The 13,082-nt window shown below is 65.2% G+C and carries 10 protein-coding genes and 1 tRNA gene; 7 read left to right on the top strand and 4 right to left on the bottom strand.

Features of this window, described 5'->3' with window-relative positions; translation table 11 throughout:
• Positions 1–47 precede the first annotated feature (47 nt).
• Positions 48–335, top strand: coding sequence for a hypothetical protein (locus tag L0C21_RS08685; RefSeq protein ID WP_259277977.1), 288 nt, complete (start codon positions 48–50; stop codon positions 333–335).
• A gap of 185 nt (positions 336–520) precedes the next feature.
• Here the strand turns inward: L0C21_RS08685 and L0C21_RS08680 are convergent, their stop codons facing one another.
• Positions 521–1,723 (bottom strand): MFS transporter, encoded by a 1,203-nt coding sequence (locus L0C21_RS08680; RefSeq protein WP_259277976.1) that lies wholly within the window; start codon positions 1,721–1,723, stop codon positions 521–523.
• 197 nt (positions 1,724–1,920) lie between these two features.
• Here L0C21_RS08680 and proS point away from each other — a divergent pair, with 197 nt between their 5' ends.
• The 4 genes from proS to L0C21_RS08660 all read left to right on the top strand — a co-directional run bounded on the left by proS (position 1,921) and on the right by L0C21_RS08660 (position 5,847).
• Positions 1,921–3,255: a proline--tRNA ligase gene (proS, locus tag L0C21_RS08675; protein ID WP_259277975.1), complete on the top strand. Its 1,335-nt coding sequence runs from the start codon at positions 1,921–1,923 to the stop codon at positions 3,253–3,255.
• 70 nt (positions 3,256–3,325) lie between these two features.
• Positions 3,326–4,573 (top strand): lipoprotein-releasing ABC transporter permease subunit, encoded by a 1,248-nt coding sequence (locus L0C21_RS08670; protein ID WP_259277974.1) that lies wholly within the window; start codon positions 3,326–3,328, stop codon positions 4,571–4,573.
• Entirely contained in the window at positions 4,566–5,273 is a 708-nt protein-coding gene (locus tag L0C21_RS08665; protein WP_259277973.1) for an ABC transporter ATP-binding protein, read from the top strand. Before L0C21_RS08670 ends, L0C21_RS08665 begins: the two co-directional genes overlap by 8 nt.
• A 34-nt stretch (positions 5,274–5,307) precedes the next feature.
• A complete protein-coding gene (locus L0C21_RS08660; protein WP_259277972.1) occupies positions 5,308–5,847 on the top strand; it encodes a phosphatase PAP2 family protein in 540 nt (179 codons plus the stop codon).
• 431 nt (positions 5,848–6,278) lie between these two features.
• On the opposite strand, the gene L0C21_RS08655 is transcribed toward L0C21_RS08660, so the two are convergent.
• The 3 genes from L0C21_RS08655 to trmFO form a co-directional block, all read right to left on the bottom strand.
• Positions 6,279–7,589, bottom strand: coding sequence for a hypothetical protein (locus tag L0C21_RS08655; protein ID WP_259277971.1), 1,311 nt, complete (start codon positions 7,587–7,589; stop codon positions 6,279–6,281).
• A 390-nt stretch (positions 7,590–7,979) separates the two neighbouring features.
• Positions 7,980–8,055 (bottom strand) — tRNA-Ala (locus L0C21_RS08650).
• A gap of 231 nt (positions 8,056–8,286) precedes the next feature.
• On the bottom strand, positions 8,287–9,657 hold the full coding sequence (trmFO, locus tag L0C21_RS08645; protein ID WP_259277970.1) for a methylenetetrahydrofolate--tRNA-(uracil(54)-C(5))-methyltransferase (FADH(2)-oxidizing) TrmFO: 1,371 nt from the start codon (positions 9,655–9,657) through the stop codon (positions 8,287–8,289).
• A 182-nt stretch (positions 9,658–9,839) separates the two neighbouring features.
• Here trmFO and gyrA point away from each other — a divergent pair, with 182 nt between their 5' ends.
• Both gyrA and L0C21_RS08635 read left to right on the top strand, forming a co-directional pair.
• The gene (gyrA, locus tag L0C21_RS08640; RefSeq protein WP_259277969.1) at positions 9,840–12,590 is read left to right on the top strand and encodes a DNA gyrase subunit A; all 2,751 of its coding nucleotides are present in this window, start codon (positions 9,840–9,842) and stop codon (positions 12,588–12,590) included.
• Positions 12,591–12,675: 85 nt separating this feature from the next.
• Positions 12,676–12,954 carry an ETC complex I subunit gene (locus L0C21_RS08635; RefSeq protein ID WP_259277968.1) on the top strand — a complete coding sequence of 93 codons (279 nt, stop codon included), beginning with the start codon at positions 12,676–12,678 and terminating at the stop codon, positions 12,952–12,954.
• The last annotated feature ends 128 nt before the right edge of the window (positions 12,955–13,082 follow it).

The following is a 13,082-nucleotide window of genomic DNA, read 5'->3' as shown; positions in this document are numbered from 1 at the left end:
CAACCCCTGCGGCAGCGCAGACCAATGCTTGCGAGGACGTAACTCACGTGCCCGACGCGGACGTTGCCTATCAATCCGAGACCGGTTTGAGCGGAGCGGACCTGAATCCCGGAATTTCCATCGATACGGACAAGGTTCAGGTGCCCGTGGTCATCGATGTGCTTCGCAAGCCGGGGCACAAGTCTCGTGCGCTGGGCGAGACGCTGGTGGGCGTGGTCAAGACCGACGGTCGGAACGCCGTGCTCTATGGACCGGCGATCAACGGCGGCGAACCGGTCACGCTCGGGCCCGATTGCCGCCCGCTGGAGCCGGGGGTGGAAACGCCGGGGAAGTGATTCTCTTTATGCAGGGGACTTGGGGCCCCTGCACCCCATTTTGTTTGAAAGGGCCGCGCTCTGCATGGCCCGAACAGCCCATTGGAGTTCTGGTGTTCGCGCGCCGGTCAGACCAAGTGCGCCCGTACAAAAGGCAGGGAGTGCAGAGGGACCGAGCCCCTCTGCAAAGAATCAAATCTCTCAGATCAAGCCGTCCGGTACGAGGCAGGTGAGAAGCGCAGGGTGAGCAGCATCAGGAGGAGGACGCAGGCTCCCATGCCGACCCACGCTTGGGTGAGATCGGCGAAGTGGTCCCGCAGCATTCCGGCCAGCACCGGCATCAGGCTGGCGAGCACGTAGCCGCCGCCTTGCACCGCAGCGGCGAGGGCTCCGGCCTCGGCAGGGTCTGTGCGGTGGTCGATGGTGACGATGAGCGTGAGCGGAAACAATGCGCCGATGCCAATGCCCAGCAGCACGCAGACGAGCACAGGTGCGCTTTCCGGTATGAGAACGAGGCAGGCCAGCCCTGCGAGTAGGCAAGTCAGCACGAACAGGAGCGGCCCGCGCCGGTCGGGGAAACGGCCGATCCAGGCGGAGACGGCAAGGCCGGAGCCAACCTCCGCCAGATTGATGCCGCCCAGCATCAGGCCCGCCGCCGAAGGGCTCCAGCCGAGCGCGGTGTAATAGGGCGGCAGCCATGCCAGAATCAGGGTGAAAGCGCCGGTGCCAATGCCGAAGAGCAACACCAGCTCCCACGTCCGCAGCTCTCGCCACAGCCGCCGAGTGGTTTGCGCGGCGCGGGCAGGGCCAACGCTCCGGCGCGGCTGGGCAGTGCTGCAGCGGTGACGGCGGGCAGCGGCCTGCCAGAGCGCAAGGGCGATGAGCGCAGGGAGAGCCCACAGGCCAAGGGCAAAGCTCCAGCTGGCCGCTTTCGCCAGCGAGGGGGAGAGGGCGGCGCCCAGCGCCGCGCCGGCCATGATGGCGGTGACGTAAAGCCCGGTGATGCGGCCGGGATCTTCCGGGAAGGTGCGCTTGAGGAAATAGGGCAGCAGGGCCTGCGCCATGGCGATGCCAAGGCCCGCCAGCACGGCGGTCGCCAGCAGGGTGGGCGCGCCTGGTTCTCCGAAACGCAGGGCGCAGGCGGCCGCGATGGCAACGACGCCGAGCGTGATGCCCCAGCGCTCCCCAAGGCGGTTGTTCAGCGCCTCGCCGAGAAGCGCGCACAGGCCCATCGCCAGGATGGGTAGGGTGGTGAGCAGCCCGGCGGTGGTGCCGCTGATGCCGGTGGAGGACTGGATGGCATCCAAGAGCGGGCTGATGCCCGCCAGAGCAGGGCGCAGGTTGAGCCCTATGAGCAGAACGGCCGAGACCGCGACGATGCGGCCGCGAACCGTGGACAGAAAGGACATGGCACCCTCACGAAAGCCCCATACGCCGGGCAGGATCGTCTCCAGATAGGGAGCGTCGGCGGCAGATGCAATCGGTTCGCACCCGATGCAATCTGCCGTGCGGGGCCTTCGGCCTCTCCTGTTTCCCGTGCAGGCAGTTGCATGGCATCTTCCGGGCGGGTAAGACCGCAGAACTGTTTGTCACGGAAGACACTTCGATGCGCCTGTCACGCTATTTCCTGCCCGTTCTGAAAGAAGACCCGTCTGAGGCCCAGATCGTCTCGCACAAGCTGATGCTGCGTGCGGGCATGATCCGCCAGCAGTCCGCCGGCATCTACGTGTGGCTGCCGCTGGGCCTGAAGGTTCTGCGCAACATCGAGCGGATCGTGCGCGAGGAGCAGAACCGCGCCGGTGCCATCGAGGTGCTGATGCCGACCATCCAGTCGGCCGACCTGTGGCGCGAATCCGGCCGCTACGACGCCTACGGCCCGGAGATGCTGCGCTTCCGCGACCGGCACGACCGGGAGATTCTCTACGGGCCGACCAACGAGGAAATGATTACCTCGGTGTTCCGGGACAGCGCCCGCAGCTACCGCGATCTGCCCAAGACCTTCTACCACATCCAGTGGAAGTTCCGCGACGAGGTGCGCCCCCGCTTTGGCGTGATGCGCGGCCGCGAGTTCCTGATGAAGGATGCCTATTCGTTCGATCTGGACGCCGAGAGCGCCAAGCGCTCCTACGACGCCATGTTCGTCGCCTATCTTCGCACCTTCGCCCGCCTCGGCATGGTGGCGGTGCCGGTGCGCGCACCGACGGGGCCGATCGGCGGCAACCTCTCCCACGAGTTCCACATCCTGGCGGACACGGGCGAGAGCGAGCTGTTCTACGACGCCGATGTTGAGGACATCACGCTGACCGAACTGGCGGACGCCGCGCCGGGCTCTGAGATCGTCGACCGGTTGCAGTCCATCTACGCCATGGAGAGCGAGGAGCACGCCAAGGTGGAGAACTGCCCGATCTCCGGCGAACAGCTGCGCCGCCGCCGGGGCATCGAGGTGGGCCACATCTTCTACTTCGGCGCCAAGTATACGGCAGCCATGAACTGCACCGTGCAGGGGCCGGACGGCACGCCGGTGCACCCGGAAATGGGCTCCTACGGCATTGGCGTCTCCCGCCTCGTGGGCGGCATCATCGAGGCCAGCCACGACGAGAACGGCATCATCTGGCCGTATGAGGTTGCCCCCTACAAGGTGGGCCTCATCAACCTGCGCGTGGATGATGCCAAGTGCCAGGCTGCGGCTGACGATCTCTACCAGAAGCTGACCAATGCGGGCATCGAGGTGCTGTACGACGACCGCGACGAGCGGGGCGGCGCCAAGTTCGCTACCATGGATCTTATTGGTATCCCAACGCAGGTTATCATTGGTCCGAAGGGGCTGAGCTCCGGCGTTGTCGAGGTAAAGGCCCGCGGGAATGGCAGCCGCGAGGAAATGCCGATCGATACGCTCGTTGACAATCTGAGCACGTGGCTGAAGCTACAGCGTAAAGGGTGAACCCAACGCATCATTGCAAAAGCCGCTCTTTACTTAGATTGCTCACCTCTTCTGGAAGGTAATAGCCCGGATGCTCTCCACCTATGAGCGGATGATCGCGGCGCGCTACCTGCGCCCCATCAAGGGCGAGGGGTTCATCTTCATCGTCTCGATGATCTCGCTGGTCGGCATCGCCATCGGCGTCGCGGCGCTGATCGCCGTGATGTCAGTGATGAATGGCTTCCGGGGTGAGCTGCTCGACCGCATCCTCGGCGTCAACGGCCATATGCTGGTGCAGGGCTATGACGGGCACCTGGACGAGTGGGAGCGGCTGCGCCGCATCACCGAGCAGGCGCCGGGCGTGAAGCGCGTCACCCCGATCATCCAGCAGCAGCTCATGGCCTCGCGCCGCAACCTTGCGGCAGGCGTGGTGGTGCGGGGCCAGGTGCCCGCCGACGTGCGGCAGCAATCGATCGTCGGCCAGAACATCGTCGCGGGGTCGCTGGACGACTTCAAGGACGGCGAGCCGGTCATCGCCATCGGCAGCAAGCTGGCCGGGCAACTGCTGGCGAAAGTGGGAGACAGCATCTCCCTCATCTCGCCCGAGGGGCAGGTGACGCCCTTCGGTGTGACGCCGCGCATCGCCAGCTACCGGGTGGTCGCCATCTTCGAGGTGGGCATCTACGACTACGACAACGCCTTCGTGCTCATGCCCATGCAGACGGCGCAGAACTATTTCCGGCTGGGCCAGTCCGTCAGCGGGCTGGAGGTGGTCGTAAACGATCCGGACAAGATCGACGTGACCATCGATGCCCTGACGCCCAAGGTGCAGCAGTACGGCGTGATCGTGGACTGGCGCTCGCTCAACCGCTCCCTCTTCGAGGCGCTGGAGGTGGAGCGGGTGGTGATGTTCTGGATTCTCTCCATCATCATCGTGGTGGCGGTGTTCAACATCGTCTCCAGCCTCATCATGCTGGTCAGGGCCAAGAGCAAGGATATCGCCATCCTGCGGACCATGGGCGCAAGCCGGGCCTCGGTGATGCGGGTGTTCATGCTGGCAGGCACGAGCATCGGCGCGCTCGGCACGCTGGTCGGCATGGGGCTGGGCTTCCTGCTGCTCGCCTTCCGCACGGAGATCGTCCACGGGGCCAGCAGCCTGTTCGGCGTTGCCCTGTGGAACCCGGAGGTGCGGTTCCTGTCGGAAATGCCGTCCAAGGTGGACCCCATGGAAGTGTTGGCGACCGTGGGCATCGCGCTCGCGCTGACGGTGCTGGCCACTCTTTATCCATCGTGGCGGGCCGCCAATACGGACCCGGTGCAGGTGCTTCGCTATGAGTGATCCGGTTCTGGGGGTTCAACACCTCTCCCGCAGCTTCAAACAGGGCGATGCGGTCATCCATGTGCTGAAGGATGTGAACCTGGATGTACGCCCCGGCGAGATCGTGGCGCTGCTGGGCGCGTCGGGCGCGGGCAAGTCCACGCTCTTACAGGCAGTCGGCCTCTTGGAAGGCGGATTTCAGGGCAGCATCCGCATCGACGGCACCGAATGCGCCAAGCTCGGCACCGGCCAGCGCACCGCGTTCCGGCGGGAGAAGCTGGGCTTCGTCTACCAGTTCCACCACCTGCTGCCGGACTTCACGGCGCTGGAGAACGTGGTGCTGCCGCAGCTGATCTACGGCCGCAGCCGGGCGGAGGCAGAGACGCGGGCGCGCGACTTGCTGACCGAACTGGGGTTGGGCCAGCGGCTCACCCACCAGCCCGCGCAGCTTTCGGGCGGCGAGCAGCAGCGCGTGGCCGTGGCCCGCGCGCTCGCCAACGAGCCGGTGCTGGTGCTGGCGGACGAGCCCACCGGCAATCTGGACGAGGAGACCGGCCTCACGGTGCTGGAGACTTTTCTCCATCTGGTGCGGGCCAAGGGCTCCTCGGCGCTCATCGCCACCCACAACCGCGAACTGGCCCGAAGAATGGACCGGGTGGTGCTGCTGCACAACGGAATGATCGAGCCGGTCAGCACGCCGTCAGGTTCAGCGGGCATCTAACCAGGCCAATTACAAGAACAGGGAGCTTACTTGCATGGCACGCAGCAAAACCCTTACCTGCGCCCTCGCGCTGTCCACTGCGCTGGCTGCCCAACCGGCACTGGCCGGAGGCTGGAAGACGGTGGCGGACGTGGGCCGGGCCGGTCTCGTCGCCGCCGCGTTCGGCGGCGCTGCGGTGCAGGAGGACTGGAACGGCGTGCTGCAAGCGGGCTACAGCGTCGGCCTGACCGCGGGCGCGACCTACGGCCTCAAGGAACTCTTCCCCGAAGAGCGGCCGAACGGGGAAGGGGATGACAGCTTCCCCTCCGGCCACACCAGCATCTCCTTCGCCTCCGCCGCCTTCATCCACCAGCGCTACGGCTGGCAATACGGCCTGCCCGCCTATGCCGTGGCCGCAACCGTGGGCGTCGCCCGCGTGGAGAGCGACCACCACCACTGGTACGACGTGGTGGCAGGCGCGGCGCTGGGCACCGCCACGGCGTTCCTGTTCAGCACCAAGATGGATGAAAACGTCCAGCTGTTCCCCTGGGGCGACAGCAACGGCGGCGGCCTCGCCATGAACGTGAAGTTCTGAGGGTTCCCGGGTTTTCTTTTGAAAGTCATGCCGAGGGGGTCTCGGACCCCCTTGGCGATCCCCCTTTCGTTTGAAAAGGGCTGCGCCAACCGTGCGCTGCTTCCCAGAGGTCGCCCGAAACGCGGCCCTGTCGATATTCAAGCGGCCGTGGTGCCAGTGCGCGCCTGAACCGCGTCTCGGCAAATTAATGGCCGGCAAATTAATGGGAGGTGCAGGAGGGGTAAGCCCCTCCTGCGACCAGAAAAAATCCGGACAAAAACCCATATGCCCCTAGATCGGCCTATAACGCCCATACAGGGGTTTTTACCTATCACGGCTAGAGGGTGTAGCGGGCAGGCCTGTTTCGGTGCTGTAAGGGGCCTCTACGGGGCTTTACGGGGTATGTCTGGTGCCGGTCTCGCCCCGTTTGGCCTTTTGGCGACAGACGGGCCTCAGCTGGCTCCGTGCGTCAGGTCGGCGGGCAGGGTGGGTTCGGAGAGGATCTTCTCCATGGCCGCCCAGCGGGCGTCCTGGCTGTCGCCCGCGCCGTAGACGGCGGCGCGCACCATATCCTGCCCGAGGCCGTAGTTGATGACGTAGCTGCGATAGGTGTCGATGAACTTCACCGCCCGCTCGGCAAGGCCACGGGTCATCAGCTGGTACTTCTGGGTGAGCTCGATGGCCTTCTCCCGGTCGATGGTTCCGGCCAGATATTCCGACGCAATGGCGTAGCGGGCGGGCTGGAGGGCCTTGGTCAGATCCTCAAGCTCGGCCAGGGCCGGGGCCGTGCTGGGGTCGAGCCCGGCCAGCGGGAACAGCACCTTCTGCTCGAACGCAAGGCGCTGCTCGCCCGGAAAGGCAAGGTCGATGCCGAAGTTGGCGCTGCCCTCGGCGATGAAGGACTGCGGGCTGAACAGCGGGTAGACGGTGAATTCCTTCCAGCCGCGCTGGTTTGCGAGCTTCTCCTCCAGCAGCATGTTGAACACATGATGGCCGGGGTAGCCCTCGTGGCAGCCGAGATCGACTGCGCGGTCGATGAACACCGGCAGGTCGACGTTTACCTCGATGTGGCTGGTGGCGTTGCCCTTGTACCAGTTGTAGCCGCTCCACGGCTTGTCGGTGACGAAGGCGAGGGTGAACTGCTCGCCCTCGGGCAGCTTGATGTGCTCAAGCGTGCGGCGCTTGCACTCGTTGGTGGCGGCGTGCATCACCGCCTCCAGCTTGTCCTTCGGGATGATGTAGCGGTTGCGGAAGGCCTCCACCCGCTCATGCAGCGGGCCTTCGCCCGGCACCAATTTGTCGATGCGGGCAAGGATGGGGTCAAAATCGGTCAAGGGCTGCACCGTGGGCCGCGCGCCGAACAGGGCTTCGGCCTCATCGGCGAAGGGCAGGCGCTTGCCCTCGATCATGTCCAGCCGGGTCCGCACCGCCTTCAACTGGGCGGCGAGGAAGCGGATACGCTTGGCGACCAGCGGGTCGGCCGCACTCGCATCCGCCGCTTTTACCGCCTGAATGAGCCGGTCGGCTTCGGTTTTCAGGGCCGCGACGGAACGGGGGTGGGCCTTGGCGGCCTCGGCCAGATCCTTGGGGCCGTAGTAGGCGTCCACATAGCCCGGCTCATGCTCGCCCACTTCCAACACCAGGCGGATGTAATCCGTGGCGATGGCGTCGAGAGTCGCAGACTTGTCGGCCGCCAGCCCGGGCGTGGCCGTGAATGCCGCCATCAATGCCGCCGCCGCGACCAGACCCTGAACCGGTTTCATCTGCGCCCCCTTGGTCTCGAAATGGAAATGCTCTGCCGTTCGTGGTGCCGCATCCGGGCCGCAGGAGCAAGGCCTTGCAGCGTCGAAAGCCCTGCCGAACCGGGGCGGTTGCCCGATTGCCGCCCGGAAGGCGCGTAGCGGAATATCAGGAATATGCTGCAATATCAGCGGGATATTGGAGAGTATTCAGGCCGGGCGGCTTAACCTGCGGGGCGACTCAATGCGGCGCAGGCAGGGAGGGCGTCATGGCACCACCGGGCACAGGCTCGATCGGCAACGGCGATAACCCAGCGGACGAACAGCATGACTGCGTGCCGGGACTGCCCAAGCGCCCGGTTCGGCCGTTACAGCCCAAAACACCAGTTTAAAACAATCAGGGAAGAGGGAGAATGGTGGAGCCGAGGGGAGTCGAACCCCTGACCTCAGCAGTGCGATTGCTGCGCTCTCCCAACTGAGCTACGGCCCCACACCATTTTCAGGCCCGGCGGACAAGATCGCGCCGAAGGCTTGGCGCATATACGCCGCCCGAGGGCGATATGCAACTGTCTCGATGATGTTTTTTGTTTCTTTTTGCGGGGGATTTCATCTCCCGCGCCCCCATTCGTTTTGATGGGCCGTACCCTTCATGGCGGGTGCGCCCCTATGAATCGAACGGGAGGTGCAGGAGGGTCCGCGACCCTCCTGCAAAACATGCTTCTTATTCCGCTGCCGTTGCTTCGGACGGCGCACGGCCGAGCCAGCGATCGACATCGGCGAGGGCGCGGGCGGAGAGGTGCGCCTTGCGCTCGTTCTTGCGGATCTTGCCTTCCAGCGGCGGGAACAGGCCGAAGTTGACGTTCATAGGCTGGAAGCTGTCGGCGTCCGCCCCGCCGGTGATGTGCGCCAGCAATGCGCCGAAGGCGGTGGTGGGCGGCGGCGGGACGATGGCTTCGCCCTTGCGCTCGGCCGCGGCGAAGCGCCCGGCGAGCAGGCCGATGGCGGCGCTTTCCACATAGCCCTCGACGCCGGTGACTTGGCCCGCGAAGCGCAGGCGCGGGTCTGCCTTCAGGCGAAGAACGCCGTCCAACACCTTGGGGGACTTGATGAACGTGTTGCGATGGAGGCCCCCTAAACGGGCGAACTGGGCATTTTCCAGGCCGGGGATGGTGCGGAAGATGCGGGTCTGCTCGCCGTGCTTCAGTTTCGTCTGGAAGCCGACCATGTTGTAGAGCGTGCCGAGCGCGTTGTCCTGCCGCAGCTGGACGACGGCATAGGGCCGCTTGCCGGTGCGCGGGTCAACGAGGCCGACCGGCTTCATCGGGCCGAAGGAGAGCGTATCCTTGCCGCGCTCCGCCATGACCTCGATGGGCATGCAGCCTTCGAAGTAGGGGGTGTTGGCCTCCCACTCCTTGAAGCTGGTTTTCTCGCCGGTCAGCAGCGCCTCGATGAAGGCGTAGTACTGGTCCTTGTCCAGCGGGCAGTTGATGTAGTCCTTGCCGTCGCTGCCGGGGCCGGACGCCTTGTCGTAGCGGGACTGGAACCAGGCGATGTCGAAGTTGATGCTGTCCTTGTAGACGATGGGCGCGATGGCATCGAAGAAGGCCAGCTCGTCCTCGCCCGTCAGCCCCTTGATGGCTTCGGCCAGCGCCGCCGAGGTGAGAGGACCTGTTGCAATCACGACGCTCGACCAGTCGGCCGGCGGCAGGCCCGCCACTTCCTCGCGGCGAATCTCGATAAGCGGGTGGTTGCTGAGCGCTGCGGTGACGGCGTTCGAGAAGGCATCCCGGTCCACGGCGAGCGCACTGCCTGCGGGCACGCGGGCGGCGTCGCCCGATTTCAGGATGAGCGAGTCGGCCCGGCGCATTTCCTCGTGCAGCAGGCCGACCGCGTTGGCGGAGGCGTCGTCCGACCGGAAGGAGTTGGAGCAAACCAGCTCGGCAAAGCCTTCGGTGTGGTGCGCGTCGGTCATGCGGACCGGGCGCATCTCGTGCAGGATGACGGGCACGCCCGCCTGGGCGATCTGCCACGCGGCTTCGGAACCGGCGAGGCCGCCGCCGATGACATGGATGGGTTCGAAATTCTGGGTCATGGCCGCCTATATGCGCTTGGGCAGCGCGCGGGTCCAGCCCTTGCGAAAAGCACGACGAATCGGGCCGGGACAACGGTGTACGGCGCGCGTCCGATCCTTAAAACTGGCTTTCCTGCGCGCAGTTGGCTACAAGGTGGGGCGAACCTCTTATGGCTCTATATTCCAGGATTTGAGCGTTGGATTTGACTGAACCGAATTCCTCGGACCCGTCCGATATCCGCCCGATCTCCATCGTCGACGAGATGCGGACATCGTACCTCGATTACGCCATGAGCGTGATCGTGTCGCGTGCGCTTCCCGATGTGCGTGACGGCCTGAAGCCGGTGCACCGGCGTATCCTGTTCTCGTGCCACGAGAACAGCTACGACCACACCAAGCCGTACCGCAAATCGGCCCGTATCGTCGGTGACGTGATCGGTAAGTACCACCCGCACGGCGACGCCCCGATTTACGAAGCCCTCGTCCGCATGGCGCAGGACTTCTCCATGCGCGTGCCGCTGATCGACGGCCAGGGCAACTTCGGCTCCATGGACGGCGACCCGGCGGCGGCCATGCGTTACACCGAGGCCCGTCTCGCCAAGGTGACGCACAACCTGCTGAGCGACCTGGAAAAGGACACGGTCGACTTCCAGCCCAACTACGACGGGCAGGAGAAGGAGCCGGTCGTTCTTCCGGCGCGCTTCCCGAACCTGCTGGTGAACGGCGCGGGCGGCATCGCCGTCGGCATGGCGACGAACGTGCCGCCGCACAATCTGGGCGAGGTGATCTCGGCCTGCCGCGCCTACATGGACAATCCGGAAATCACGCCGGAAGAGCTGATGACCATCGTGCCGGGGCCGGACTTCCCGACGGGCGGCATCGTGCTCGGCCGGGGCGGCATCCTGCAAGCCTACCGGACCGGCCGCGGCTCGATCCTGATGCGCTCGCGCACCCACATCGAACAGTGGGGCAAGGACCGCGAGGCCATCATCATCACCGAGATTCCCTACCAGGTGAACAAGTCCACCCTGGTGGAGCGGATTGCCGAGGCGGTGAAGGACAAGCGGATCGAGGGCGTCTCTGAAATCCGCGACGAGTCCAACCGCGAGGGCGTGCGCGTCGTTATCGAGCTGAAGCGCGATGCGACGTCGGACGTGGTGCTGAACCAGATCTACCGCTACACCCCGGCGCAGACCACCTTCGCCATCAACATGCTGGCGCTGAACAGCGGCCGCCCGCAGCAGCTGGGCCTGAAGGACATCATCTCAGCCTTCGTTCAGTTCCGCGAAGAGGTCATCACCCGCCGCACCAAGTTTGAGCTGAAGAAGGCGCGGGACCGGGCCCACATCTTGCTCGGCCTTGTCATTGCCGTCACCAACCTCGACGAGGTGGTGCGGATCATCCGGGCGTCGGCGTCGCCGGCCGAAGCGCGCGAGGCGCTGCTGGCCCGCGCCTGGCCGGTGGGCGAGATCATGCCGTACCTCGAACTGATCGAGGCGGTGACTCCGGAGACCTACGGTACCTCCTACCACCTGACCGAAGAGCAGGTGAAAGCCATCCTCGACCTGCGCCTGCATCGCCTGACGGCGCTCGGCCGGGACGAGATCGGCGAGGAACTGAAGGAACTGGCCACCAAGATCGATGAGTTCCTGCGGATTCTGCGCGATCGCGCTCGCCTTTACGAAGTGATGCGCGAGGAATTCGATGCCATCGCGGGCGAGTTCTCGACCCCGCGCCGCACGGAAATTCTGGAAGGCGCGATCGAGGACATCGAGGACGAAGACCTCATCAAGCGCGAGGACATGGTGGTGACCGTCACCATGTCCGGTTACATCAAGCGCGTGCCGCTCTCCACCTACCGGGCGCAGCGGCGCGGCGGCAAGGGCCGCTCGGCCATGTCCACCAAGGACGAAGACGTGCTGACCCAGGTGTTCGTCGCCTCCACCCACACGCCGGTGCTGTTCTTCTCCACCAAGGGGCTGGTCTATCGCCTCAAGGTATGGAAGCTGCCGGAAGGCACGCCGCAGGCGCGCGGCAAGGCGCTGGTGAACCTGCTGCCATTGTCGGAAGGCGAGACCATCTCGACCATCCTGCCGCTGCCGGAAGACGAGAACGAGTGGGCGAACCTGCACGTTATGTTCGCCACCGCCAAGGGCGGCGTGCGCCGCAACAGCATGGATGCGTTCACCAACATCCCATCCAACGGCAAGTTCGCCATCCGCTTCGAGGACGATGCGGCGGACGACCGGCTGATCGGCGTCGCGCTCTGCAGCGAGGATGACGACGTGCTGCTGGCGACGCGTTGCGGCAAGTGCATTCGCTTCCCGGTGGACGTGGTGCGCGTATTCCAGAGCCGCACCTCGACGGGCGTGCGCGGCATGACGCTGGCGGATGGCGACGAGGTGATCTCGCTCACCATCCTCAACGGTGGCCGCGACGTGACGGCGGAGGAGCGCGAGCAGTACCTGCGCGCCGCGCCGTGGAAGGCGGAGCCGGGTGAGGCGACCCTTTCGCCCGAACGGATGCAGGAACTGGCCGAACGCGAGCAGTTCATCCTCACCGTCACCCGCAACGGCTACGGCAAGCGGACCTCGTCTTACGAGTACCGCACCATGGGCCGCGGCAACCAGGGCGTGGCGGCGATCGACCTGTCCGAACGCAACGGCGGCGCCGTGGTTGCCAGCTTCCCGGTGGAAGCGGACGAGCAGGTGCTGATGGTCACCGACCAGGCCCAGATGATCCGCATTGGCGTTGCCGATGTGCGGATTGTCGGCCGCGCTACCCAGGGCGTGACGCTCTTCCGGGTGTCGGACGACGAGCACGTGGTCTCCGTCGCCAAGATTCGGGACGTGAACGGCGAGGAAGAGGTCGAGCCTGAAGGCGAAGCCGGCGGCGAGGACGAGGCAGGGACGGGCCCCGATGCCGGTTCGACGGAAGCCCCGGCGGAAGCCTGAGCGTTTATCGGCCTGAGCGTATTCAGGGGGCTTGACCTTGGCCGCGCCAAGCGGCAGGACGGCCCCGAACGGAGGGTTGTAAGAAATGACGGCGCGTATCTACAAGCCAAGCAAGCACGCCATGCAGTCCGGCAAGGCGAAGTATCAGCACTGGGTGCTGGAGTTCGAACCGGCGGACAAGAAGCGGCCGGACGCGCTCATGGGCTGGGCTGGCTCGCACGACACCCAGAGCCAAGTGCGCCTGCGCTTTCCGACGCAGGAAGCCGCCATCGATTACGCCAAGCGCTACGGCATCGACTACGTGGTCATGGCGGAGCAACCGCGTGAGCTGAAGATTCAGGCGTATGCTGATAATTTCCGCTAAGCCTGCACTTGCAGCTCAGTCGACAAACGTTTGAGATAAAAAGAAAAGCCGCTCCACATCAGGGCGGCTTTTTTTGTGTTTGAGATATTTGATGGTTTGAAAGGGGGTCTCGGACCCCCTTTGGATCC

The organism is Pedomonas mirosovicensis (genome assembly GCF_022569295.1).
Lineage (GTDB): Bacteria > Pseudomonadota > Alphaproteobacteria > Sphingomonadales > Sphingomonadaceae > Pedomonas > Pedomonas mirosovicensis.
This window is presented reverse-complemented; position numbering and strand designations above follow the sequence as displayed.